This window comes from Serratia sp. 1D1416, from assembly GCF_003641105.1.
GTDB classification, from domain to species: Bacteria; Pseudomonadota; Gammaproteobacteria; order Enterobacterales; family Enterobacteriaceae; genus Serratia; species Serratia ficaria.
Genome location: NZ_CP032738.1, coordinates 4,363,742 through 4,387,781, shown reverse-complemented (window position 1 = coordinate 4,387,781; position 24,040 = coordinate 4,363,742). Strand labels below are relative to the sequence as shown.

General features: G+C 61.3%; 23 protein-coding genes. 15 read left to right on the top strand and 8 right to left on the bottom strand.

Annotation, left to right across the window (positions count from 1 at the left end):
- The first annotated feature begins 142 nt into the window (after positions 1-142).
- From folE2 to zigA, 3 genes are read left to right on the top strand one after another with little or no spacing between them, the layout of a single operon-like run.
- Positions 143-1,069, top strand: a complete 927-nt coding sequence (gene folE2, locus D7I37_RS21175) for a GTP cyclohydrolase FolE2 (RefSeq protein WP_061795133.1) — start codon at positions 143-145, stop codon at positions 1,067-1,069.
- Positions 1,059-1,619: a carbonate dehydratase gene (locus D7I37_RS21170; RefSeq protein ID WP_129544306.1), complete on the top strand. Its 561-nt coding sequence runs from the start codon at positions 1,059-1,061 to the stop codon at positions 1,617-1,619. Before folE2 ends, D7I37_RS21170 begins: the two co-directional genes overlap by 11 nt.
- Before the next feature lie 12 nt (positions 1,620-1,631).
- Positions 1,632-2,819: a zinc metallochaperone GTPase ZigA gene (zigA, locus tag D7I37_RS21165; RefSeq protein WP_129544305.1), complete on the top strand. Its 1,188-nt coding sequence runs from the start codon at positions 1,632-1,634 to the stop codon at positions 2,817-2,819.
- Positions 2,820-3,011: 192 nt separating this feature from the next.
- Here zigA and pspF read toward each other — a convergent pair whose 3' ends face one another.
- Positions 3,012-4,016, bottom strand: coding sequence for a phage shock protein operon transcriptional activator (gene pspF / locus D7I37_RS21155; RefSeq protein WP_061795136.1), 1,005 nt, complete (start codon positions 4,014-4,016; stop codon positions 3,012-3,014).
- A gap of 184 nt (positions 4,017-4,200) precedes the next feature.
- Between pspF and pspA the strand changes: the two genes are divergently transcribed.
- From pspA to tyrR, 7 genes are all read left to right on the top strand, one after another.
- Complete coding sequence (pspA, locus tag D7I37_RS21150) at positions 4,201-4,866, top strand: phage shock protein PspA (protein ID WP_129544304.1); 666 nt, start codon at positions 4,201-4,203, stop codon at positions 4,864-4,866.
- A 60-nt stretch (positions 4,867-4,926) separates the two neighbouring features.
- Complete coding sequence (gene pspB, locus D7I37_RS21145; RefSeq protein ID WP_061795138.1) at positions 4,927-5,154, top strand: envelope stress response membrane protein PspB; 228 nt, start codon at positions 4,927-4,929, stop codon at positions 5,152-5,154.
- Positions 5,154-5,513, top strand: coding sequence for an envelope stress response membrane protein PspC (gene pspC / locus D7I37_RS21140; protein WP_129544303.1), 360 nt, complete (start codon positions 5,154-5,156; stop codon positions 5,511-5,513). The genes pspB and pspC overlap by 1 nt, the downstream gene beginning before the upstream one ends.
- 102 nt (positions 5,514-5,615) lie before the next feature.
- Positions 5,616-5,882: a phage shock protein PspD gene (gene pspD / locus D7I37_RS21135; RefSeq protein ID WP_073970230.1), complete on the top strand. Its 267-nt coding sequence runs from the start codon at positions 5,616-5,618 to the stop codon at positions 5,880-5,882.
- On the top strand, positions 5,863-7,260 hold the full coding sequence (locus D7I37_RS21130) for a YcjX family protein (protein ID WP_129544302.1): 1,398 nt from the start codon (positions 5,863-5,865) through the stop codon (positions 7,258-7,260). The genes pspD and D7I37_RS21130 overlap by 20 nt, the downstream gene beginning before the upstream one ends.
- On the top strand, positions 7,257-8,318 hold the full coding sequence (locus tag D7I37_RS21125) for a YcjF family protein (RefSeq protein ID WP_061795142.1): 1,062 nt from the start codon (positions 7,257-7,259) through the stop codon (positions 8,316-8,318). Before D7I37_RS21130 ends, D7I37_RS21125 begins: the two co-directional genes overlap by 4 nt.
- A gap of 315 nt (positions 8,319-8,633) precedes the next feature.
- Positions 8,634-10,205, top strand: a complete 1,572-nt coding sequence (tyrR, locus tag D7I37_RS21120; RefSeq protein WP_061795143.1) for a transcriptional regulator TyrR — start codon at positions 8,634-8,636, stop codon at positions 10,203-10,205.
- Between the two features lie 59 nt (positions 10,206-10,264).
- On the opposite strand, the gene tpx is transcribed toward tyrR, so the two are convergent.
- The gene (gene tpx, locus D7I37_RS21115; RefSeq protein WP_095097744.1) at positions 10,265-10,768 is read right to left on the bottom strand and encodes a thiol peroxidase; all 504 of its coding nucleotides are present in this window, start codon (positions 10,766-10,768) and stop codon (positions 10,265-10,267) included.
- A gap of 223 nt (positions 10,769-10,991) precedes the next feature.
- On the opposite strand from tpx, the gene ycjG reads away from it, so the two are divergent.
- A complete protein-coding gene (ycjG, locus tag D7I37_RS21110; protein WP_095097741.1) occupies positions 10,992-11,972 on the top strand; it encodes an L-Ala-D/L-Glu epimerase in 981 nt (326 codons plus the stop codon).
- Here the strand turns inward: ycjG and mpaA are convergent.
- Positions 11,969-12,676: a murein tripeptide amidase MpaA gene (gene mpaA / locus D7I37_RS21105; RefSeq protein WP_129544301.1), complete on the bottom strand. Its 708-nt coding sequence runs from the start codon at positions 12,674-12,676 to the stop codon at positions 11,969-11,971. The genes ycjG and mpaA overlap by 4 nt on opposite strands.
- A gap of 208 nt (positions 12,677-12,884) precedes the next feature.
- Between mpaA and D7I37_RS21100 the strand changes: the two genes are divergently transcribed.
- Both D7I37_RS21100 and D7I37_RS21095 read left to right on the top strand, forming a co-directional pair.
- The gene (locus D7I37_RS21100) at positions 12,885-13,235 is read left to right on the top strand and encodes a hypothetical protein (RefSeq protein WP_061795147.1); all 351 of its coding nucleotides are present in this window, start codon (positions 12,885-12,887) and stop codon (positions 13,233-13,235) included.
- 158 nt (positions 13,236-13,393) lie between these two features.
- On the top strand, positions 13,394-15,028 hold the full coding sequence (locus D7I37_RS21095) for an ABC transporter substrate-binding protein (RefSeq protein ID WP_061795148.1): 1,635 nt from the start codon (positions 13,394-13,396) through the stop codon (positions 15,026-15,028).
- Positions 15,029-15,184: 156 nt separating this feature from the next.
- On the opposite strand, the gene D7I37_RS21090 is transcribed toward D7I37_RS21095, so the two are convergent.
- A complete protein-coding gene (locus D7I37_RS21090) occupies positions 15,185-15,433 on the bottom strand; it encodes a hypothetical protein (RefSeq protein ID WP_061795149.1) in 249 nt (82 codons plus the stop codon).
- 194 nt (positions 15,434-15,627) lie between these two features.
- Positions 15,628-16,695: a hypothetical protein gene (locus D7I37_RS21085; protein WP_129544300.1), complete on the bottom strand. Its 1,068-nt coding sequence runs from the start codon at positions 16,693-16,695 to the stop codon at positions 15,628-15,630.
- A 137-nt stretch (positions 16,696-16,832) separates the two neighbouring features.
- Here D7I37_RS21085 and zntB point away from each other — a divergent pair, with 137 nt between their 5' ends.
- Complete coding sequence (zntB, locus tag D7I37_RS21080; protein WP_095097735.1) at positions 16,833-17,816, top strand: zinc transporter ZntB; 984 nt, start codon at positions 16,833-16,835, stop codon at positions 17,814-17,816.
- Between the two features lie 211 nt (positions 17,817-18,027).
- Here the strand turns inward: zntB and D7I37_RS21075 are convergent, their stop codons facing one another.
- The 3 genes from D7I37_RS21075 to nifJ form a co-directional block, all read right to left on the bottom strand.
- On the bottom strand, positions 18,028-18,426 hold the full coding sequence (locus D7I37_RS21075; protein ID WP_061795152.1) for a VOC family protein: 399 nt from the start codon (positions 18,424-18,426) through the stop codon (positions 18,028-18,030).
- A gap of 141 nt (positions 18,427-18,567) precedes the next feature.
- On the bottom strand, positions 18,568-19,506 hold the full coding sequence (gene ttcA / locus D7I37_RS21070) for a tRNA 2-thiocytidine(32) synthetase TtcA (RefSeq protein ID WP_129544299.1): 939 nt from the start codon (positions 19,504-19,506) through the stop codon (positions 18,568-18,570).
- Positions 19,507-19,770: 264 nt separating this feature from the next.
- The gene (gene nifJ, locus D7I37_RS21065; RefSeq protein ID WP_129544298.1) at positions 19,771-23,304 is read right to left on the bottom strand and encodes a pyruvate:ferredoxin (flavodoxin) oxidoreductase; all 3,534 of its coding nucleotides are present in this window, start codon (positions 23,302-23,304) and stop codon (positions 19,771-19,773) included.
- A gap of 249 nt (positions 23,305-23,553) precedes the next feature.
- Here nifJ and ssmE point away from each other — a divergent pair, with 249 nt between their 5' ends.
- Complete coding sequence (gene ssmE, locus D7I37_RS21060) at positions 23,554-23,886, top strand: multidrug efflux SMR transporter SsmE (protein WP_061795155.1); 333 nt, start codon at positions 23,554-23,556, stop codon at positions 23,884-23,886.
- Positions 23,887-24,040 lie beyond the last annotated feature (154 nt).

Here is a 24,040-nt window from a genome sequence, read left to right as displayed (position 1 = left end):
ATTGCGCAAAATGGCTGTGTTTTCTGCTACTTGATTGAGCAGGCGTCAACGGGCGGATAAAAAAATTCAATATAGCATGTTATAACATAACAGTATCATGTTACCGTTCCCCGGCAAAGGTCACAATAACGCAAGGGGATGTATGAACCAAATTGCACTTCCACCGCGCCAGCCGCTGCCGGACGCTCAGGCATGGCGGGGTGAAATGAGCGAGGTCGGGCTCGACTGGGTCGGGATGCAAGGGATAGCGCTGCCGCTGGAGCTGGCCGGCAAGCCGCTGCAGGCGAAAGTGGACGCCGGCATCAATTTGCGGCCCAGCGCCGCAGGCGCCCGCGGCATTCATATGTCGCGGCTGTATCTGGCGCTGGACGAGCTGACGCAGGGCGAACTGACGCCGCGGCGCATCGAAAACACGCTGCGCGCCTTCCTGGCTTCGCAACCGGAGCACAGCGACAGCGCCAGCCTGCGGATCGGCGGCGAACTGTTGCTGTCGCGTTCGGCGATGCTGTCGCCGCAGCGCGGCTGGAAAGCCTACCCGCTGCGCATCGATGCCGCCTTGACCCACCGGCTGGCGCTGTCGCTGCAGATCGGGGTGCCGTATTCCTCCACCTGCCCCAGTTCGGCGGCGCTCAGTCGCCAGCTGGCGCAGCAGCAGTTTCAGTTTGATTTCGAACAGGCGGCGAGCGTCAGCCCGCAACAGGTGCTCGACTGGCTGGCGGAGCACGGCATGCCGGCGACGCCCCATAGCCAGCGAAGCTGGGCCTGGGTGACGGTGTGGCAGACGGACGGCGGATCGGCGTTCAACCCGGTGAACCTGATCGACCGCATCGAACATACTCTGGGCACGCCGCTGCAAACGCTGGTGAAACGCCGCGACGAGCAGGCCTTCGCCCTGGCCAATGGCCAGAATCTGATGTTCTGCGAAGACGCCGCGCGTCGCCTGTACCAGATGCTGCGCAGCCAATGCGACGTCGGCGCCTTCTCGGTGCGCGTTGAACATCAGGAAAGCCTGCACGCCCACAACGCGGTGGCGGAGCTGAGCTGGCGGGAGGGCGGCGATGCTGCGTAAAAACCCCAGCGGCCATCTGCCGCAGGTCTCGCCGTTGGCCTATATCGATCCCACCGCCATTATTTGCGGCCGGGTGATCGTCGAAGACTTTGTTTACGTCGGCCCCTATGCGGTGATCCGCGCCGATGAATTAAACGCCGCCGGCGAGATGGAGCCGATCGTGATCGGCTCGCACTCCAACATCCAGGACGGCGTGGTGATCCACTCCAAAAGCGGCGCGGCGGTGACCATCGGCCGCTTCAGTTCCATCGCTCACCGCGCCATCGTGCACGGCCCGTGCCGCATCGACGATCGGGTGTTTATCGGCTTCAACAGCGTGCTGTTCAACTGCCATATCCGCTCCGGCTGCGTGGTGCGTTACAACGCGGTGGTCGACGGCGTGACGCTGCCGGAGAATCGGTATATCCCATCGACCGAGCGCGTCGGCGCCGACAGCGATCTGTCGCTTTATGCGCAGGTGGACCGCAGCGCGCTGCAATTTTCCGAAGAGGTGGCCGCCACCAACGTCGAACTGGTGCGCGGCTACCAGGCATTGCGCAATGAGTTTTAAGTGAGGGAACCCATGAGTCCATTACCCGTAACCGTGCTTTCCGGCTTTCTCGGCGCCGGCAAGACCACGGTGCTGAACCATATTTTGAATAACCGTCAGGGCATGCGCGTGGCGGTGATCGTCAATGACATGAGCGAAGTGAACATCGACGCCGCGCTGGTGGAAAACGAAGTGCGGCTCGATCGCCAGGAAGAAAAGCTGGTGGAGATGAGCAACGGCTGCATCTGCTGCACGCTGCGCGAGGACCTGCTGGTGTCGGTGCGCGAGCTGGCGCAGGCCGGGCGTTTTGACTATCTGCTGATCGAATCCAGCGGCATCTCCGAGCCGCTGCCGGTGGCGGAAACCTTTACCTTTGCAGACGAACGCGGCGAAAGCCTGTCGCAGTTCGCCCGGCTGGATACGTTGGTGACGGTGGTCGACGGCGTGAACTTTATACGGCAGTACCGGCAGGCGCAAACGCTGCAGGAGGCCGGGCAAAGCCTGGGCGAGGACGATCTGCGCAGCGTGGCGGATCTGCTGATCGAGCAAATCGAGTTTTGCGACGTGATGCTGGTCAGCAAAACCGATCTGTTGAGCGAGCGGCAGCAGGGTGAGGTGATGGCGCTGCTCGCCAGCCTGAACCCCGACGCGCGCATTCTGCCGATCTCTCCCGGCCAGCTGCCGCTGGAGGCGGTGCTGAATACCGGCAGCTTCAGCTTTGAAAAGGCGCAGCGGGCGCCCGGCTGGCTGAAAGAGCTACGCGGCGAGCATATGCCGGAAACGGAAAACTACGGCATCAGCAGCTTTGTCTACCAGGCCCGGCGGCCGTTCGCCCCGGATAAGTTTTACCGGGTGATCAACGGCGACTGGGGCGGCGGCACGTTGCTGCGCTCGAAGGGCTTCTTCTGGCTGGCGACGCGGCCGCGCCAGGCCGGGCAGTGGAGCCAGGCCGGCGGCATCGCCCATTACGGGCTGGCGGGCACCTTCTGGCGCGCTATTCCGCAGGATAACTGGCCGCCGGACGAAGAAACCCGTGCGCATATTCAGGAGAAGTGGGTAGAGCCGTTCGGCGACATGCGTCAGGAGTTGGTGTTTATCGGCCAGCATCTGCGCCAGGCGGAGATCGCCCGCATGCTGGACGCCTGCCTGCTCGACGACGACCAAATGGCCGCCGGCCTGGACTATTGGCTGGAGATGGCGGACCCGTTTCCTGCATGGTAATCGCACAACGTCGGTGTGGTAATGAGAAAAATTCTCAACAAAGTGCTTTACAGGTGATACTGATAACCATTATCATCGCCTGGCAGTTCACGGAAGGCCACAGTTTGCGGCTCTGATGTGGAAGGCACGACATTGCTCACATTGCTTCCAGTGTTTTTTAAGCCAGCTCGGGTGCTGGCTTTTTTTTGCCCGCTATTCCTCGTCCGCCTCACCGTTTTGCAACAGCGCATGCTTTTTCAACATGCCGCGCAGCTGATGGTAAGTCAGCCCCAGCAGTTGCGCCGCCTTGCGCTGATTAAATCTTCCCTGCCGCAGCGCCGCTTCGATCAAGGTTTTTTCCTGTTCCAGCTGCCAGGACTTCAGATCCAGCGGCAGGGCCGGCAGGCCGTCGCGCGCGTCGTCCAGGGGCGGCGGGGCGCTCTCACGCGGGGCGAAGGGATTGATGATGATCTCATCCAGCGCCCGGCCGCTGGTGCCGTGGCGATAGACCGAGCGCTCCACCACGTTTTTCAATTCGCGCACGTTGCCCGGCCAGGCGTAGCCGAGCAGGCTGTCCCTGGCGCGTTCGGTAAAGCCGGGGAACAGCGGCAGCGACAGCTCGCGGCACATCTGGATGGCGAAGTGCTCGGCCAACAGCATGATGTCTTGCTGGCGCTGGCGCAGCGGCGGCAGCTGCACCACGTCGAACGCCAGCCGGTCGAGCAGATCGGCGCGGAACTTGCCCGCCGCCGCCAGCGCCGGCAGATCGTCGTTGGTGGCGCAGACCAGCCGCACATCCACCTGCAGCGGCTGGCTGCCGCCGACGCGCTCCAGATGGCCGTATTCGATCACCCGCAGCAGTTTTTCCTGCACCAGCATCGGCGCGGTGGCCAGCTCGTCGAGGAACAGCGTGCCGCCGTCGGCGCGTTCGAAGCGGCCCAGATGGCGCTTTTGCGCGCCGGTAAAGGCGCCGGCCTCGTGGCCGAACAGCTCCGAGTCGAGCAGGTTTTCGTTCAGCGCCGCGCAGTTGAGCGAGATAAACGGCCCCTGCCAGCGGTGGGAGAGATAGTGCAGGCGGTGAGCGATCAGCTCCTTGCCGGTGCCGCGCTCGCCGATCACCAGCACCGGCTTGTTCAGCTTGGCCACCCGGGAGACCTGTTCCAGCACGTCGACGAAGGCATTCGCTTCGCCGAGCAGATTCTCTAACTGTTCGCTCATGATGAAATTCGCCAATGTTTGGTTAAAATAATCACTCTACAGCAAGCGCTTTCAGAGTCAAAAATAAATAATCGTTTAAATTCAATAAAATAAAACTTGGCACGGGTTTTGATTATATCTTTAGGCAAGCTGTACGACTTAACGCGGCGCTTCAGACGCCATCAGAACCAAGAGGAAGTGAATTATGGGTATTTTTTCTCGTTTTGCCGACATCGTGAACGCCAACATCAACACCCTGCTGGATAAAGCGGAAGATCCGCAAAAGCTGGTGCGCTTGATGATTCAGGAGATGGAAGACACGCTGGTTGAAGTGCGTTCCACCTCGGCGCGCGCGCTGGCGGAGAAAAAGCAGCTGCTGCGGCGCATCGAGCAGGGTGAAAACCAGCTCAACGATTGGCAGGATAAAGCCGAACTGGCGCTGCGCAAAGATAAGGAAGATCTGGCCCGTGCGGCGCTGATCGAAAAGCAGAAGGTGGCCGACCTGATCGCCACCCTGACGCAGGAAGTGTCCACGGTGGAAGAAACCCTGGCGCGCATGAAAAGCGAAATCGGCGAGCTGGAAAACAAGCTGACCGAAACCCGCGCGCGCCAGCAGGCGCTGACGTTGCGTCACCAGGCGGCGGCGTCTTCCCGCGACGTGCGCCGCCAGCTCGACAGCGGCAAGCTGGACGAGGCGATGGCGCGTTTCGAGCAGTTCGAACGCCGCATCGACCATATGGAAGCCGAAGCTGAAAGCGTCAGCATCGGTAAAAAGAAGTCTCTGGATCAAGAGTTTGCCGAGCTGAAAGCCGACGACGCCATCAGCGAGCAGCTGGCGGCGCTGAAGGCTAAAATGAATCGAGCCGAGTAAGGCAACGGCGGCCAGGGCCATGCTGGCCGCCCACCAAAGACCCGATAAAAAGGAACAGAAATGAGCGCTCTATTACTTGCCATTCCGTTGACAATCTTTGTGTTGTTTGTCGCACCGATTTGGCTTTGGCTGCATTACAGCAACCGGCAACAAAGCGGCATCCAACTGAGCCACCAGGAGATGCAGCGTCTGGCGCAGCTGGCGGAAGACGCCAGGCGCATGCGCGAACGCATTCAGGCGCTGGAAGAGATCCTCGATGCGGAACACCCGAACTGGAGACAGTCTTGATGAGCAATATTCTGGGCAGTAAAAAGCTGTATCGCGTCCCTGAAGAGGGCATGGTGAAAGGCGTCTGCGCCGGTCTGGCCCATTATTTCGACGTGCCGGTGCGGTTGATCCGCGTGATTGCCGTGCTGTCGCTGTTCTTCGGCCTGTTTTTCTTCACGCTGGTGGCCTATATCGCGCTGGTGTTCGTACTGGACGAAGCGCCGGCCAGCCGTTTTGACGGCGAACATCAGAAAACGCCGCGCCAGCTGCTCGATCAGCTGGAGTATGAACTGGGCAGCGGCGAACAGCAGCTGCGTCAGGTTGAGCGCTACGTAACGTCCGACACCTTCGGCGTGCAGAGCCGCTTCCGCAAGCTGTAACCCTTCTTGCGCTGCGTTGGCCTGCGCATGACGCAGGCCGGGCATTGCGCCTGCCGCATCATCCTGTTGAACTCAATCTTATTGTGCCGGAGGGCATCGCTAATGAATAAAATCTCTACGGTGAACGCCGCCAAAACGGCTGGTTTTAAACAAGGAGCGGGTGCAATGTTGAAGACATTGTCTAAAGTCATCATCATAGCGTTACTGAATTATGGCCCGGCGGGCGCCGCCGGCTGGTTGCTGAAGGCCGTCGGCCGCAAACCGATTCGCTTTGTGCTGGCGCTGGTGCTGGAACCGCTGTTCCGCAAAGGCCTGAACAAGGTATTTGGGCGTTATGCCAAGGAGAAGAATGAAACGACTGCAAAATGAGTTAACCTCGCTGGTCAACCGCGGAATGGATCGCCACCTGCGGCTGGCGGTCACCGGCCTGAGCCGCAGCGGCAAGACCGCCTTTATCACCGCCTTCGTCAATCAACTGCTGCACGTGCACAGCGGGGCGCGCATGCCGCTGTTTTCCCCGGTGCGCGAAGACCGCCTGCTGGGCGTGAAACGCATTCCGCAGCGCGACCTCGGCATCCAGCGTTTCACCTATGACGAAGGGCTGGCGCAGCTGTACGGCACCCCGCCGAGCTGGCCGACCCCGACGCGCGGCGTCAGCGAGATCCGCCTGGCGTTGCGCTATCGCTCCAACGACTCTTTGCTGCGGCATTTCAAGGACACCTCGACGCTGTATCTGGAAATCGTCGATTATCCCGGCGAATGGCTGCTGGACTTGCCGATGCTCGAGCAGGATTACCTGGCCTGGTCGCGCCAGATGGCCGGGCTGTTGCAGGGCGAGCGCGCCGAATGGGCCAAACCCTGGCTGGCGCTGTGTAAAAGCTGCGATCCGCTGGCCCCGGCCGACGAAAATAAGCTGGCGGCGATCGCCCAGGCCTATACCGATTACCTGCTGCGCTGCAAAAGCGAAGGGCTGCATTTCATCCAGCCGGGGCGCTTCGTGCTGCCGGGCGATCTGGCCGGCGCGCCGGCGCTGCAGTTCTTCCCCTGGCCGAACGTCGACGCCCTCGGCGAGTCGAAGCTGGCGCAGGCCGACAAGCACAGCAACTTCGGCATGCTGCGTGCGCGCTTCAACTATTATTGCCAGTCGATCGTTAAAAACTTCTATAAAGAGCACTTCGTCCGTTTTGACCGGCAGATTGTGCTGGTCGACTGCCTGCAGCCGATCAACAGCGGGCCGCAGGCGTTCAACGATATGCGCCTGGCGCTGACTCAGCTGATGCAGAGCTTCCATTACGGCAAGCGCACGCTGTTCCGCCGGCTATTTTCGCCGACCATCGACAAACTGATGTTCGCCGCCACCAAGGCGGACCACATCACCGCCGATCAGCACGCCAACCTGGTGTCGCTGCTGCAGCAGCTGGTGCAGGAAGCGTGGCAGAACGCCGCGTTTGAAGGCATCAGCATGGACTGCGTCGGCCTGGCCTCGGTGCAGGCCACCGAGAGCGGCATCGTCGACCATCAGGGCCAGCGCATTCCCGCGCTGAAGGGCAACCGGCTGAGCGACGGCGCGCCGCTGACGGTATTTCCCGGCGAAGTGCCCGCTCGCCTGCCGGGAACGGCGTTCTGGCAAAATCAGGGATTCCATTTTGACGAGTTCCGTCCGCGAGCGATGAGCGTGGACAGTCCGTTGCCGCACATCCGTCTGGATGCGGTGATGGAGTTTTTACTGGGAGATAAGTTGCGATGAGCGAGCCGATCAAACCGCGTATCGATTTTGAAGAACCGCTGCAGCCGCCGCAGGAGCCGGTGCTGCGTGCCGGGGTGGCCTTCGATCCCGAGCAGGCCGAAAGCTTTTATCCGGCGGCGCCCGAGCTGCAGCAGGAAGAGGAAGAAGGGCGCGCCGAAGGCATCATCAACGCGGCGCTGAAGCCGAAGCGCAGCCTGTGGCGTAAAATGGTCACCGCCGGTCTGGCGCTGTTCGGCGCCAGCGTGGTGGCGCAGGGCGTGCAATGGGTGCATGGCGCCTGGGTGCAGCAGGACTGGATCGCCATGGGCGGCGGCGTCGCCGGCGGGCTGATAGTGTTTGCCGGCGTCGGATCGGTGGTGAGCGAATGGCGCCGCTTGTACCGCCTGCGCCAACGGGCCGAGGAGCGCGACGTGGCGCGCGAACTGCTGCACAGCCACGGTTTGGGCAAGGGGCGCGAGTTTTGCGAGAAGCTGGCGCGGCAGGCCGGCCTGGATCAGGGGCATCCGGCGCTGCAGCGCTGGCAGGCCTCGCTGCATGAAACCCAGAACGATCGGGAAGTGGTGGAGCTGTACGCCAAGCTGGTGCAACCGGTGCTGGACAACCAGGCGCGCCGCGAAATCAGCCGTTCCGCCGCCGAGTCGACGCTAATGATCGCCGTCAGCCCGCTGGCGCTGGTGGACATGGCGTTTATCGCCTGGCGCAACATTCGGCTGATCAACCGCATTGCGGCGCTGTACGGCATCGAACTGGGCTACTTCAGCCGTATTCGGCTGTTCCGGCTGGTGCTGCTGAACATCGCCTTCGCCGGCGCCTCAGAGCTGGTGCGCGAGGTGGGCATGGACTGGATGTCGCAGGATCTGGCGGCGCGGCTTTCGGCGCGCGCGGCGCAGGGCATCGGCGCCGGCCTGCTGACCGCCCGGCTCGGCATCAAGGCGATGGAGCTGTGCCGGCCGCTGCCGTGGCTGGAGGGGGAAAAACCGAAGCTCGGCGATTTCCGCAGCCAGCTGGTCGGCCAACTGAAAGACACGCTGAAAAAAAGCGGCGGCAAGCCGCAATGATCGGCAGGCGACGCCCGACCGCGGCGTCGCCTCTCCCGAGCGCTGACTCTCCTGACGTAACCCTTGCTTGACGACAGTCGATCCCCCTGCGAAGGCGTTATAATTCTCTGCAAAATTAATTCCGTTTATAATAACTATCTGTAAATAGACTAAAATGACGCCGATGGTGTTATCTGCTTGCGTTTAAAATCGACAACGGCGCTAATAAATCAGAGTTCTGTCAACTTTTGCTGACAGATTGCTTCTACCGCTCGGGGTGAGGGAGTATCATCATCGCCAGTCATCCCCGCACTTGCAGAGATAAGGCCAATACTGATGCGTTTGGAAGTATTTTGCGAAGACCGGCTCGGTCTCACTCGAGAATTACTCGATCTTTTGGTATCGCGCAGCATTGATTTACGGGGCATCGAAATCGATCCCATCGGCCGCATTTACCTCAATTTCTCCCAGCTGGATTTTGACACTTTCCGCGCGCTGATGGCGGAGATCCGTCGCATCGCCGGCGTTACCGACGTGCGCACCGTCAACTTCATGCCGTCCGAACGCGAGCACCGCGCCCTGCGCGCGCTGCTGGAATCGATGCCGGAACCGGTGTTCTCGATCGACATGAAAGGCAAGGTCGAGCTGGCCAACCCGGCGGCCCAGGCGCTGTTCAGCCTGAGCGAGGACAAGATCCGCAATCAGACCGCCGGCGCCTTGATCGGCGGCTATAACTTCAGCCGCTGGCTGGAAAGCGAGCGCACCGCTCCGCACTCCGAACGGGTGGTGATCCGCAGTCAGGACTTCCTGATGGACATCACGCCGATTTATCTGGAAGACGAGAATCAGCAGCACGCCGCGGTGGGCGCGGTGGTGATGCTGAAGTCTACCGCGCGCATGGGGCGGCAGCTGCAGAACCTGTCGGTCAACGACGATACCGAGTTCGACCATATCGTCGCCGCCAGCGCCAAGATGCGCCACGTGCTGGAGCAGGCGCGCAAGCTGGCGATGCTCGACGCGCCGCTGTTGATCGTCGGCGACACCGGTACCGGCAAGGATATTCTGGCGCGCGCCTGCCACCTGCGCAGCCCGCGCGGCAAGCAGCCGTTCCTGGCGCTGAACTGCGCCGCGCTGCCGGACGACGTGGTGGAAAGCGAACTGTTCGGCCATGCGCCGGGCGCTTACCCCAACGCGCTGGAAGGCAAGAAGGGGTTCTTCGAACAGGCCAACGGCGGTTCGGTGCTGCTGGACGAGATTGGCGAAATGTCGCCGCGCATGCAGACCAAGCTGTTGCGCTTCCTCAACGACGGCACTTTCCGCCGGGTAGGCGAGGAGCACGAGGTGCACGTCGACGTGCGGGTGATCTGCGCCACGCAGAAAAACCTGACCGAACTGGTGCAGCGCGGCGAGTTCCGCGAAGATCTCTATTATCGCCTCAACGTGCTGACCATCACCATTCCGCCGCTGCGCGAGCGCCCGCAGGACATTATGCCGCTGACCGAGCTGTTCGTGGCGCGCTTCGCCGACGAGCAGGGCGTGGCGCGGCCCAAGCTGGCCAACGATCTGGGCGGCTTCCTCGGCAAATACGGCTGGCCGGGCAACGTGCGCCAGCTGAAAAACGCCATCTACCGCGCGCTGACCCAGACCGAAGGCTACGAACTGCGTCCGCAGGATATCGTGCTGCCGGAGTTCGAAGTGGAGATGTCGTTGGGCGACGAGGTGCTGGACGGCTCGCTGGACGACATCAGCAAGCGCTTCGAGCGTTCGGTGCTGACGCGCCTGTATCGCACCTACCCGAGTACCCGCAAGCTGGCGAAGCGGCTGGGCGTTTCTCATACCGCCATCGCCAACAAACTGCGTGAGTATGGGCTCAGCAGCCGCAAGGCCGCCGGCGAGGGAGAAGAATAAAAAAGGCGCCTTGCGGCGCCCTTGGTGGTATCGGGGTTCGGCTTGCGCCGGGCCCTTTTTTATTTCAGCGCGGCCAGCGCCGCGTCGTAGTTCGGCTCGGTGGTGATTTCATTCACCAGCTCGCTGTACAGCACGTTGTCCTGGCCGTCCAGCACCACCACGGCGCGCGCGGTCAGGCCCGCCAACGGGCCTTCGGCGATCTCAACGCCGTAGGCCTGCTTGAAGTCCGCGCCGCGCAGAGTGGAGAGGGTCACCACGTTGCTCAGGCCTTCCGCGCCGCAGAAGCGGGCCTGGGCGAACGGCAGGTCGGCGGAGATGCACAGCACCACGGTGTTATCCAGGCCGCCGGCCAACTGGTTGAAGGTGCGTACTGAGGTGGCGCAAACGCCGGTGTCGATGCTTGGGAAAATGTTCAGGACTTTGCGTTTGCCCGCGAAGCTGCTCAGGGCTACGTCTGACAGGTCTTTGGCCACCAGCGAGAAGGCGTTGGCTCGTTCGCCCGGCTGCGGCAGTTTGCCCGCTACGCTGACCGGATTGCCTTGAAAATGTACTGTCTGAGTCATTGCTGGATTCCTTTTACAGGTGTTTATACAAAGGGCATGAGCCTAATAAAGTGGCCGCTTTGGCCGCGGTTAACATTAGGTTCACACCCTCGCGCCAGTTTATGTCAACAATTGCGGGTTGGATATACAAAGTTTGCTAAATAGTTGTATATATTAGGCTGTTTATAAAAACATCGCCCGCGCATCCGCCTGGCCGATGCGCCATTTTCGCTCAGGAGCCGTTATGAGAAGCATGCGTTTTTATCCCGAAGCCTGGCCGCTGCATACCGCCTTCGTCATCGCCCGCGGCAGCCGCACCGAAGCCCGAGTGGTGGTGGTCGAAATCGAGCAACGGGGCGTGCGCGGCGTCGGGGAATGCACGCCGTATCCCCGCTACGGCGAAAGCGAAGCTTCGGTGATGGCGCAGCTGGCGGAGGCGGCGTCGGCCGTCGAGCGCGGCGCCGGCCGTGAGCAACTGCTGGCGCTGATGCCGGCGGGCGCCGCCCGCAACGCGCTGGATTCAGCGCTGTGGGATCTGGAGTGCCGTTTGCACGGCCAAAGCCTGTGGCAGCGCTGCGGCGTCGACGCGCCGCGGCAGATCCGCATGGCGCAAACCGTCAGCATCGGCACGCCGGAGGCGATGGCCTTCGCCGCCTGCGAGCTGGCGCGGCAGGGCGCGACGCTGCTGAAGATCAAGCTCGACGACCGGTTGATCAGCGAACGGCTGGTGGCGATCCGCGCCGCTGTGCCGCAGGCGACGTTGATCGTCGACGCCAACGAGTCCTGGCGGGCCGAAGGGTTGGCGGCGCGCTGCCAGCTGCTGGCCGATCTCGGCGTGGCGATGCTGGAACAGCCGCTGCCGGCCGGCGAAGACGACGCGCTGGACAATTTCATTCACCCGCTGCCGATCTGCGCCGACGAGAGCTGCCATACCCGCGCGGACCTGCCGCGCCTGGCCGGGCGTTATCAGATGGTCAACATCAAGCTGGACAAAACCGGCGGTTTGACCGAAGCGCTGGCGCTGGCCGCCCAGGCGCGTGAGCAGGGGTTCGCCATCATGCTCGGCTGCATGCTGTGCACCTCGCGCGCCATCGCCGCGGCGTTGCCGCTGGCGCCGGGGGCGCGCTTTGTCGATCTGGATGGCCCAACCTGGCTGGCCGACGACGTCGAGCCGGGGCTGGCGTTTGCGTGCGGGGCGATCCTGAATCTCGCCCCGGAGCATTAATCGGGGTAGGTCAGCAGCTCCACCATGGCGTCGAGATAGCTTTCGCTGGCGGCGTCGGCGGAGATCGGCGGAAATTCGGCGGTAATGCACGGCAGCGACAGATCGGCGCACCAGCTGCCGAAGGAGCCGGGGGTCTCGTAACCGACGCTGGTCACCAGCGGCAGGGCAAACTTATGCGACAGCCAAACGCCGAGCCGCGAGCTGGCGGGATCTTCGATGCAGGCCAGCGGCTCATGGAAAGAGACCACCCATTGGGGCTTCAGCCGATGGATCAGGTGACACAGGGCCTGGGTTTCCGGCTCTGATCCGGGGCGGCCGCCGGTCGACAATTTGACATCGCGCACCGGCGCCGCGCTGTTCCAGCGGTACACCGTATCGCCGGAGCGCCAGTTGGCGGCCGGGAAATTGCGGTTCAGATCGACGCCGTTGGCGTTGGCGCGCAGGCCCAGCTGGCAGCCGTCGGGGTTCACCGCCAGCACCACGTGGTGGCGCAGCTGGCTTGGGGCGATGCTGCGCAGCGCGCAGGACAAGGTCACGATGGCGGCGCTCTCGTCGCCGTGGGTGCCGGCGATGATCAGCCCGGTATCCGGCCCGCTGGCCGCCGCCGGGAAGTACAACAGCGGCGCCCCCAGCAGCGAACTGCCGTAATTCTCTCCTGCAACTGCCAATTGGCCACGTTCACTGCGCGGTCGATGTTGAGTCATGCTGTGGTCCCTGGTTCAAAGGTCGAGAGTCATTGTCATTTTATTCAGTGTATTACGCTTTTCCCGATCTTTCCCAGCGCAATTGTTCGGCCGTTGAGCAATCTGTGAGCCGCCCGGCGGTGAAAGCGCGAATAAAACCCCGCCGGGCATTTCGCTGTTGTTATACTAACGGCAGAAGCTAACCCAATAACCAGCAAGGGGATTTAACATGCCAGTAGCCAGAATAGTTGCCAGCTATAGCGAAAATGAGAAAGACACCATCACGCTGCTGTGCGGCGTGGACGCAGAGAACCAGATCCGTCAGGGGGAGTGGTTCGGCGTGGTGAAAAATGACGACGGGCGTGGTGATGAGTCGAACTATCCGTTTTCCCTGCACGTCGATTACCAGAACAACGCCTTCTATCTCGATTACGGCTATGACGACGCCGATTCGCGTCAGCTGCAACAGACCGATATCCACGCCAAACCTTTGGCGGAGAAAGGCTTCTTCACCATTTTCGATGAGGAAGAGGGCGAAGAGTTCAGTTACCGCATCGACAGCATTCATCTGTACGACTGATCGCCGCCGAACAGGAATACCCCCGTGCCGACCTGGTCGCACGGGTTTTTTATTGTCTGGCGCGCAGTTTTCGCATCTTGTTGACCGCGGGCTATAGGTGAGCGGGATCTTGTGCTATATGATAAAAAATTCAGACGGTTAACGGGGGATAATTCAGAATGACGGGAAGAAAAATTCAACGAGGTTTTCGTTTGGCGCTCTGCGCCGCGGCGATCGGCGCGTGCCTGAGCAGCGCGATGGCGGCGCAGGTTCCCCCGGGCACCGCGCTGGCGGACCAGCAGGAGATCGTGCGTCACATCAAGGACGAGCCTGCCTCGCTCGATCCGATCAAGGCGGTCGGCCTGCCGGAGGCCCAACTGGCGCGCGACCTGTTTGAAGGGCTGGTCAATCAGGACGCCAATGGCAAAGTGATCCCCGGCGTCGCCACCCGCTGGCAGACCAACGATAACCAAACCTACATTTTCCACCTGCGCAAAGATGCGCGCTGGTCAAACGGCGATCCGCTCACCGCCAAGGATTTCGTCTACAGCTGGCAGCGGCTGGTGGAGCCCAAGAACCTGTCGCCGTTCGCCTGGTTCGCTCAGCTGGCGGGCATCAAGAACGCCGAACAGATCATCAGCGGCAAGCTGCCGGCCGACAAACTGGGCGTGACGGCGCCGGACGACTATACATTGCAGGTGCAGCTGGACAAGCCGGTGCCGTACTTCGTCAGCTTGACCGCCAACTTCAGCCTGTTCCCGGTCAACCGGGCGGTGGTGGAGAAATTCGGCAACGACTGGACCAAGGTCGGCAATATCGTCGGCAACGGCGCGTTCAAACTGCAAGACCGGGTGGTGAACGAGAAGCTGGTGCTGACGCCTAACGAACACTATTGGGACCATGCGCACACGGTGCTGACCAAGGTCACCTTCGTGCCGATCAACCAGGAATCCAACGCCACCAAGCGTTATCTGGCGGGGGATATCGACATCACCGAATCCTTCCCGAAAAACATGTACCGAAAGCTGCTGAAAGACATTCCGGGCCAGGTGTATACCCCGGATCAACTCGGTACCTATTATTACGCCTTCAACACCCAGCGCGCGCCGACCAATGACGTGCGGGTGCGCCAGGCGCTGTCTTACGCCATCGATCGCAAGATCATCGCCGAAAAGGTGCTGGGCACCGGCGAAAAACCGGCCTATCACTTTACGCCGGACGTGACCGCCGGGTTCAAGCCGGAGCAGAGCCTGTTGCAGCAGCAATCGCAGGCCGAGCTGGATGCGCAGGCCAAGGCGTTGCTGCAGGCGGCCGGCTATGGCCCGAACAAGCCGCTGAAACTGACCCTGCTGTACAACACCTCGGAAAGCCACCAGAAGATAGCCATCGCCGTGGCCTCGATGTGGAAGAAAAAGCTGGGCGTCGACGTCAAACTGCAAAATCAGGAGTGGAAGACCTACATCGACAGCCGCAATACCGGCAACTTCGACGTGGTGCGCGCCTCCTGGGTCGGCGACTACAACGAAGCCTCGACCTTCCTGTCGCTGCTGACCTCGACCCACAGCGGCAACATCGCCAAGTTCAAGGATGCGAATTACGATAAGCTGCTGGAGCAGGCCGGCCACGAGACTCATCCCGCCGCGCTGACCGCCGACTACAACAGGCTGGAGCAGATTATCGCGGCGCAGGCGCCGATCGCGCCAATCTACCAATATACCAACGGGCGATTAATCAAGCCGTGGGTGAAAGGCTACCCGATCACTAACCCGGAAGACGTCGCTTACAGCCAGACGATGTATATTATCAAACACTAGCATCAGGCCGTAAATTCGGCCCCGCCTGCGTGGGGCCTTTATTTTTATTGAGCCGGCGTCGGCATCAGGTTTATTTAATTAACGCGAAAAACCCCGTTAATTAAAAACAGGGTTGCCATCATCAATTATATTTTTCGGTTGGGGATTAATTCTGCGTTATAAGCTATCCCGCATGGCGTCGACCACCACGCGGCCTGCCATATCGGTCTGGGTGATGCGGTAGCTGGTCGGGTAGGAGCGGCGGGTGCTCAGGTGATCGTGCACCGAGACTTTGCCGACCTGCGCGCCGGCGGCGTTTTTCACCACAAATTCGCTGATTTCTTCCTGGCCCTGATTTTGCAAATGAATGCTGCCGATCTTCTCCAGCGTATCGCTGTCGTTTAATTTTAAATGGTCGCGTAACATAACTACCTCCTCGTAGTGAGGAAAGTATATGCCCATGAAATTTGAGCTGAAACAGCTTTGTGTTACTTTATTATCATCATTTTGAATTAAAATTGCTGGCAATATGTTAAGTCATAATAATAAAACCATTGCCAGCGGTTTATTTCCGTTATCGCTGCATTTATCGGCAGCGGTTTATTTCATCGCCGTTATTATTAGTCTGCGCTGATAGAAAATAACGTTCGGCGCGCCACCGCGGAAGGAAATACGCAGGACACGCTGTGCGCGCAGCCGGGTACCCTCTGCAACCGGCGGTTTTTGTCCGGCGCAATAAAGCGGCGGTCATAGTCGGCGTAGGCCAGGCCGCGTTGCAGGCGGTAGGGGCCTTGCAGCCGCGCGGCGCAGGATTTGTCGAGTATCGGGTAGAAGCTGCCCGGCGCGTTGCCGCGGTCCCGTTCCGCTTCCAGGTAACTCACGTCGGCGGCGGCATAGCGTTGGCGTACGGCGTCGCCATTCAGCGTGCGGGGCAGCGCCTCAAGGCCATATTTCCAGCGGTTGGCCTGCGGGCATTGGCCCACGTCTGCGGCCCGCCAGCGGAAACGGCAATCTCCTTCGCGGCGACAGCGGTCCCAGCCGACGGGGCGCCCGTGCCGCAACGGCTGCGGCCGCAGGCGATCGAAATACAGCCAGCTGCCCGGATCGGCCACCACGTAACGCAGCCGCAATCCGTTCGGCGGATTGGCGAAGCCGATGTAGTGCTGCACGAACTGGGCGCCGGCGGAGAATCCCGCCACGGTCACGGTTTGCAGCGACGGCCAGCGTTGCTTCAGCTCGGCAATCAGGCGATCGAGCGCGGCGAAGGAGCCGGTTTTCCCGCCGTTATCCAAACCGCCCGCGATCCAGGAGCCGCAGCGCCACAGGGCATCGCCGCTTTGCGGCGGCGGTACGCCGGCCGAACGGCAATGGGCGGATTGCGCCTCGGGCACCTGAAACAGCGGGGCGACCAGCAGGGTGGTCGAGGCCCGGTCGGCGAGCCGTGCGGCGCGGATCGCCGCGGCCAGCGTTTTTCCCGCGTCCCGCGGGTGGCCGTGCAGCACCACCAGAGCCGAGCGCGGGCCGGACGGCGGCGATTTTGCAACGAAATAAGACAGGCTGCCCGCCGCGTTATCCAGCGGAATTCGGTAGGCGTCGGCGATCGCGGCCAGGGAATTATCGGCGGCCTGCGCAGCGCGCAGCGGCAACAGGCAAAGCGCCAGCACATAACAGAACGCCAGAAATTTCATATCGAACGGCCAGGCGAAGGGAAGATGCCTCCATCTTAGCGCATAACCGGCGCTTGAATGTTGAAACGGCTGTCATCTTTGATTCGCAAAGCATTAACGCTAGACTCAGGAGTACAGAAAGACGAAGGGGATAATGAATGGAAGTCATCGAGGGGCGCGAGTTACAGGTTCCTGACGCGGTATATGCTTATCAATTGGACGGTAAGGGCGGGGTCACCGCGATTGATTATGATGATAAGGTCACCTGCGATGAGCCGTGTTGGCTGCATTTGGACTATGCCCATCCCGGCAGCGCCGCCTGGCTGAACAGCACGCCGCTGTTGCCGGATGCGGTGCGCGAGGCGTTGTCCGGCGAAAGCTCGCGGCCGCGCGTTAGCCGGCTGGGCGAAGGCACCATGATCACGCTGCGCAGCATTAACTTCAACGCCGATTCCCGCCCGGATCAGCTGGTGACCATCCGCGTGTACATCACCGACAAGCTGATCGTCTCCACCCGCCACCGCAAGGTGTACTCCATCGATCAGGTGGTGAACGATTTGCAAAGCGGCAGCGGCCCGACCAACAGCGGCAACTGGCTGGTGGAAATTTCCGATGCGCTGACCGATCACACCAGCGAGTTTATCGAAGATTTGCACGACAAGATTATCGATCTTGAAGATGCGCTGCTCGAGCAGCAAATTCCCGAGCGCGGCCAGCTGGCGCTGATCCGCAAACAGCTGATCGTGCTGCGCCGCTACATGGCGCCCCAGCGCGACGTTTTCTCGCGCCTGGCCAGCGATCGCCTGCCGTGGATGAGCGACGACGACCGCCGCCGCATGCAGGACATCGCCGATCGATTAGGCCGCGGCCTGGACGATTTGGACGGCAGCATCGCGCGCACGGCGATCTTGTCGGATGAAATCACCACGGTGATGGCCGACGCCATGAACCGCCGTACTTACACCATGTCGCTGCTGGCGATGGTGTTCCTGCCCACCACCTTTTTGACCGGGCTGTTTGGGGTCAACCTCGGCGGCATCCCCGGCGGCGGCAACCCCTTCGGCTTTGCCGCATTTTGCCTGATGCTGACCGGGCTGGTGCTCGGCGTGGCCTGGTGGCTGAGACGCAGCCGCTGGCTGTAGCCAAAAACACGGAAAACCCGGCTAACATTGAGCGATATCAACATTTAGCCGGCTGAAATGGGGCATGATCTCTCTCGCAGGTGAATGCAACGTCAAGCGATGGGCGTTGCGCTCCATAATTGTCTTACTTTCTTATTTTTGAATTACTGCATAGCACATTTGATTCGTACAATGCCGGTTTAATCACCGGCATTTTTTTGTCTGCCGTTTCTCAGGCCGCGCTTTCATCCCAGAAGCTGGCTTCGATCTTGTGCCCATCCAAATCCCGTACGAAACAGCCGTAGTAGGCTTCGCCATAGTGCGGCCGCGAACCCGGCGCGCCTTCGTCGACCGCGCCGGCCAGCAGCGCCTGGCGATGGAACTCGTCAACCTGCTGTTTGCTGGTGGCGAAAAAGCCGACGTGCACGCCGTTGCCGACCGAAGCGGGTTGAGCGTCGTTCGGCAGCTGCAGCCAAAACTCCGGGTAATCGCGGCCATAGCCGATGGCGCCGGGGTGTTCGAGCACCCGGCGGCAGCCTAGGGCGGCCAGCGTGCGGTCATAAAATACCGCGGCGGCGTCAAAATTATTGGTTCCTAGCGAAACGTGGGACAGGCAAGGGGTAATGTTCATGGGCAATCTCCGCGTAACTGTACAAATAAACAGTATATCGGGAAAATGGCATCATCCATGGAATTTTGCGCAGATTGTGAGCGGGATCGACCTTGGCGACAAGGAAAAGCAACCGCCCGCAGGGTTGCGGGCGGCAGGGGATTATTTGATTTCGAGCACGTTCAAACGTTCCAGCGCCGGTGCGGCGTCGTCCGTCTCTTCCGGCTGCCAGCCCACCGGCTGCAGCGGGAGCTCTTCGCGATCAAACGCCAGGTCGCCGCCGTCTACCACCTCGCTGCCGTGGTGAATGCCTTTGAAATCAAACAGGTTGATATCGCTAAGGTGTGAAGGAACCACGTTCTGCATCGCGCTGAACATGGTCTCCAGGCGCCCTGGATAGCGCTTGTCCCAATCGCGCAGCATGTCGCCGATCACCTGGCGCTGCAGGTTGGGCTGCGAGCCGCACAGGTTGCACGGAATGATCGGGAAGGCTTTAGCGGTCGAGAAACGTTCGATATCTTTCTCGCGGCAATAGGCCAGCGGGCGGATCACCACGTGTTTGCCGTCGTCGCTCATCAGCTTCGGCGGCATGCCCTTCAGTTTGCCGCCGTAGAACATATTGAGGAACAGCGTCTGCAGGATGTCGTCGCGGTGATGGCCCAGGGCTATCTTGGTGGCGCCCAGTTCGGTGGCGGTGCGGTAGAGAATGCCGCGGCGCAGGCGTGAACACAGGGAGCAGGTGGTTTTGCCTTCCGGGATCTTGTCCTTGACGATGCTGTAGGTGTTTTCCTCGACGATTTTGTATTCCACCCCGAGTTTTTCCAAATAGGCGGGCAGGATATGCTCCGGGAAACCGGGCTGTTTCTGATCGAGGTTCACCGCCACCAGCGAGAAGTTCACCGGCGCGCTCTGCTGCAGATTGCGCAGAATTTCCAGCATGGTGTAGCTGTCTTTGCCGCCGGACAGGCAGACCATGATGCGGTCGCCTTCCTCAATCATATTGAAATCGGCGATCGCTTCGCCCACGTTGCGGCGCAGGCGTTTCTGCAGCTTGTTGAGGTTGTACTGCTCTTTTTGGCTAACGGTTTGCTTTTCTGACATTTAAATCGTGCTCATTCTCAATTGGGGGCACTATGGGGGCATGGCATTTTAGATAGCGAGTTTAACATTCAACAGGCTGATTTGATCATTATTCATCATCGTGCCTCCACGCGCCCTAAGCGAGGCCTGTATGGTACGGATTGTGCGGCCGAATGCCAGTCGTTTTATCGCCGATTTGCCGACGTCTGCGGCTGAAAAGCCAAATAGCCCAAGATTGCGCCGGCAAATATGACAGCGGGGCGCGAATCGCTCGCGCCCCCGGGGTTACTCGGCGGAGGATTTATCCGCCTTGCCGGCCAGCAGGCTGAGGAAATCGTACTTCTCCTTCAGCTCCCGCTCGGCGGCCCGATACAGCGCGCTGGCCACCTCCGGCTGCTGCGAGTTCAGCCGGCGGAAGCGCTGTTCCTTGAGCAGGGTTTCGGTCAGGTCGCTGTTCGGCGGCCGTGAATCCAGCGCCAGCGCCACCTTGCCTTCGGCGCTGCGGCGCGGATCGAAGCGGTACAGCGGCCAGAAGCCGGTGGCGGTCAACTGTTTCATCTGATCGTGGCTGAGCGCCAGATCGTAACCGTGCTCCTCGCAGGGGCTGTAGGCGATGATCAGCGACGGCCCCGGATAGGCTTCCGCCTCCTGAATCGCCTTCACCGTCTGGTTGAGCTGCGCGCCCAGTGAAATTTGGGCGACGTAGACGTGGCCGTACATCATCATGCTGACCCCCAAGTCCTTGCGCGCCTTGCGCTTGCCGTGCTCGCCGAACTTGGTGACCGCACCGAGCGGGGTGGCCTTCGACTGCTGGCCGCCGGTATTGGAGTAGCACTGGGTATCGAGCACCAGCACGTTGACGTTTTCGGTCAGGCTGAGCACATGGTCCAGCCCGCCGAAGCCGATGTCATAGGCCCAGCCGTCTCCGCCGATCAGCCAAATGGATTTATCCACCAGATAATCGGCGTCGGTCACCAGCTGGCGCGCGTCGTCGCCGTCCAGCAGCGCCAGCCGCGTGCGCAGTTCGGCTATCTGTTGGCGGCGCGGCTCCGGCGCGATGTCGGTCATCTGCAGCGCATTGACCAGCTGTTCTGGCAGCTGCGGCGCCAGGGTGTTCAGCAGGCGCAGCACCCGGATGCGGTGCTGGTCGACCGTCAGGCGGAAGCCCAGCCCGAATTCGGCGTTATCTTCGAACAGCGAGTTGGCCCAGGCCGGCCCGCGGCCTTCGGCATTGGTGGTGTACGGGGTGGTCGGCAGGTTGCCGCCGTAGATCGACGAACAGCCGGTGGCGTTGGCGATCAGCAGCCGATCGCCGTACAGCTGGGTCAGCAGTTTGATATACGGCGTTTCGCCGCAGCCGGAGCAGGCGCCGGAGTATTCGAACAGCGGGGTGATCAGCTGCGAGGTGCGGATGTCGATGCGCTCCATCTGCGCCGGGTCGATCTCCGGCAGCTGCAGGAAGAAGTCGTAATGCGCTTTTTCCGCGTCCAGATTATCGAGGCGCGAGGCCATATTGATCGCCTTGATTTCCGGGTTCTGACGATCTTTCGCCGGGCAGACCTCTACGCACAGGTTACAGCCGGTGCAGTCTTCCGGCGCCACCTGCAGCACATATTTCTGGCCGCGCATGTCGCGCGCCTTCACGTCCAGCGACTGCAGCGAAGCCGGCGCCTGTTCCATCGCCCCGGGCGGCACCACCTTGGCGCGAATGGCGGAGTGCGGGCAGGCGGCGACGCAGTGGTTGCATTGGGTGCACAGATCCGGCCGCCAGATGGGGATCTGTTCGGCGATATTGCGTTTTTCCCACTGGGTGGTGCCGACCGGCCAGGTGCCGTCCGGCGGGAAGGCGGAAACCGGCAGGGCATCGCCCAGCCCGGCCAGCATCGCGGCGGTGACGGTCTTGACGAAGTCCGGCGCGGCGTCGGAAACCACCGGCGGGCGCATCGGGCTGGCGGCGTCGACCGGCCGCCGCGGGATCTCGACCAATGCGCTGCGGGTGGCGCCCAGCGCCTGCCAGTTGCGCTCGACGATCTCCTGGCCTTTGCTGCTGTAACTGCGGGAAATGGCGTCCTGCAGCTGCTGCAGCGCCACCTCGCTCGGCAGGATCTGCGTCAGGTGGAAGAACGCCATCTGCATGACGGTGTTGATGCGCGCGCCGAGCTGGCATTCGCGCGCCAGCCTGGCGGCGTTGATGATATAGAAGCGCGCCTGGCGCTGGTTCAACAGGGCCTGCACCTCCTGCGGCAGCCGCGACCACGCCTCTTCGGCGCCGTAAGGGGTATTGAGCAGGAAGATGCCGCCGGGCTTCAGGCGCTCAACCATCTGGTATTTATCGATAAACTGCAGCTGGTGGCAGCCAACGAAGTCGGCGTGGCTGACTAGGTAGGCCGAGTTGATCGGCTGCTCGCTTACGCGCAGGTGTGAAACCGTCAGGCCGCCGGCCTTTTTCGAGTCGTAGACGAAATACCCCTGGGCATACAGCGGGGTACCGTTGCCGATGATTTTGATATTGTTTTTGGTGGCGGACACCGAGCCGTCGCTGCCCAGCCCATAGAACAGCGCCTCCAGCGAGGCGCGCGGCGGCAGGGTTTCGTCGCTCAGCGGCAGCGACAGGCCGCTGACATCGTCGAAGATGCCGACGGTGAAGCGCGGCCGCGGCTGGGGCTGCGCCAGCTCGCGGAACACCGCCAGCGCGCAGTCCGGCCCGAACTCTTTCGACGACAGCCCGTAGCGGCCGCCAATCACCCTCGGCAGGCTGGCGCGCTCGCCGCGGCTGAAGGCTTCCGCCAGCGCGGTCATCACGTCGAGATACAGCGGCTCGGCCAGCGCGCCCGGCTCCTTGGTGCGATCCAGCACCGCGACGTTGCGCACGCTTTCCGGCAGCACGCCGAGCAGATGCCGGGCGGAGAACGGCCGGAACAGACGCACCTTCAGCACGCCGACCTTTTCGCCGCGGCTCAGCAGGGCATCGACCGCTTCTTCGCAGGTGCCGATGGCGGATCCCATCAGGATCGCCACGCGATCGGCCTGCGGATGGCCGTAATACTCAAAGGGCCGGTAGGCGCGCCCGGTGATTCGGGCGAATTTGTCCATCGCGTCGACGACGTGCCGCTCGCCGTCGTCGTACCACGGGTTAGTGGCTTCACGCGACTGGAAATAGGTGTCCGGATTGGCGGAGGTGCCGCGCACCACCGGATGATCCGGCGACAGCGCCCGGCTGCGGTGCGCATCGATCGCCGCCTGCGGCAGCATCTGGCGCAGCGAATCGTCGCTCAGCGGCACTATCTTGTTGATTTCATGCGAGGTGCGGAAACCGTCGAAGAAGTGAATAAACGGCAGGCGGCTGTTGAGGCTGGCGGTTTGGGCAATCAGCGCGAAATCCTGCGCTTCCTGCACGTTGCTGGCGCACAGCATGGCGCAGCCGGTCTGGCGCACCGCCATCACGTCCGAATGGTCGCCGAAGATCGACAGCGCGTGGGTGGCCACGGTGCGCGCGGCGACGTGCAGCACGAAGGGCGTCAACTCGCCGGCCAGTTTGTACAGCGTCGGGATCATCAACAGCAGACCCTGCGACGAGGTGAACGAGGTGGAAAGCGCGCCGGTTTGCAAGGCGCCGTGCACGGTGGCGATGGCGCCGCCCTCCGACTGCATTTCGACCACGCGCGGTACGTCGCCCCAAATATTCTGCCGGCCGTCGCCCGACCAGGAATCCGCCTGTTCCGCCATGGTGGAGCTGGGGGTGATAGGGTAGATGGCAATCACTTCGTTGGTGCGGTAGGCCACGGAAGCGACTGCATTATTACCATCTGTAGTAATCATCGACTTTACCTTTCATTGCTCGAAAAGCTGCGGAAGTCGCCCCCCGCAGTAATTAATAAAGTCTAGCAGAGCGCGATAACCGCTCTTTATCGCGATTGTGTGGCGGCGGATAAATCGGCAATCGGCGGGGTAAGGGAATATTTCCTGCAGCAACATTGCGATAAAACAGGGAATTGTCATGATTGTTTAACGACAATTTATTTCCTGCACGCCATACTGGCGAACCGATGAAGATAGAGAAGAAGAAGCATGAGCGCATTTATGTATTTGACGATGGCGATCGTCGCGGAAGTGATCGCCACCACCATGCTGAAAGCCTCGGAAGGCTTTACCCGCCTGTGGCCGTCGTTACTGGTGGTAGCCGGCTACGGCGTGGCTTTCTGGGGGTTGTCGATGGTGGTCAAGACCCTGCCGCTGGGCATCGTTTACGCCATCTGGTCAGGGATGGGCATCGTGTTGGTTTCGATCGCCGCCGTATTCGTTTACCAACAGAAACTGGATTGGCCGGCGGTGATTGGCATGGGTTTAATTATCGCCGGGGTGCTGGTGATTAATTTGCTGTCGAAAGCCTCGGTGCATTGAGCGTTATTTATTGGTGAAAAAATCCGGCGTGACATAATGCCGCGCCGGTTGAAGAATTCAGTCATCATTCACTGAAAATAGTGGAATGCTAATAAGTTAGCGACAGCAGCATAGCCGTAAATAACGCGCTGGCCGGTAGCAAAAAATGCGCAGC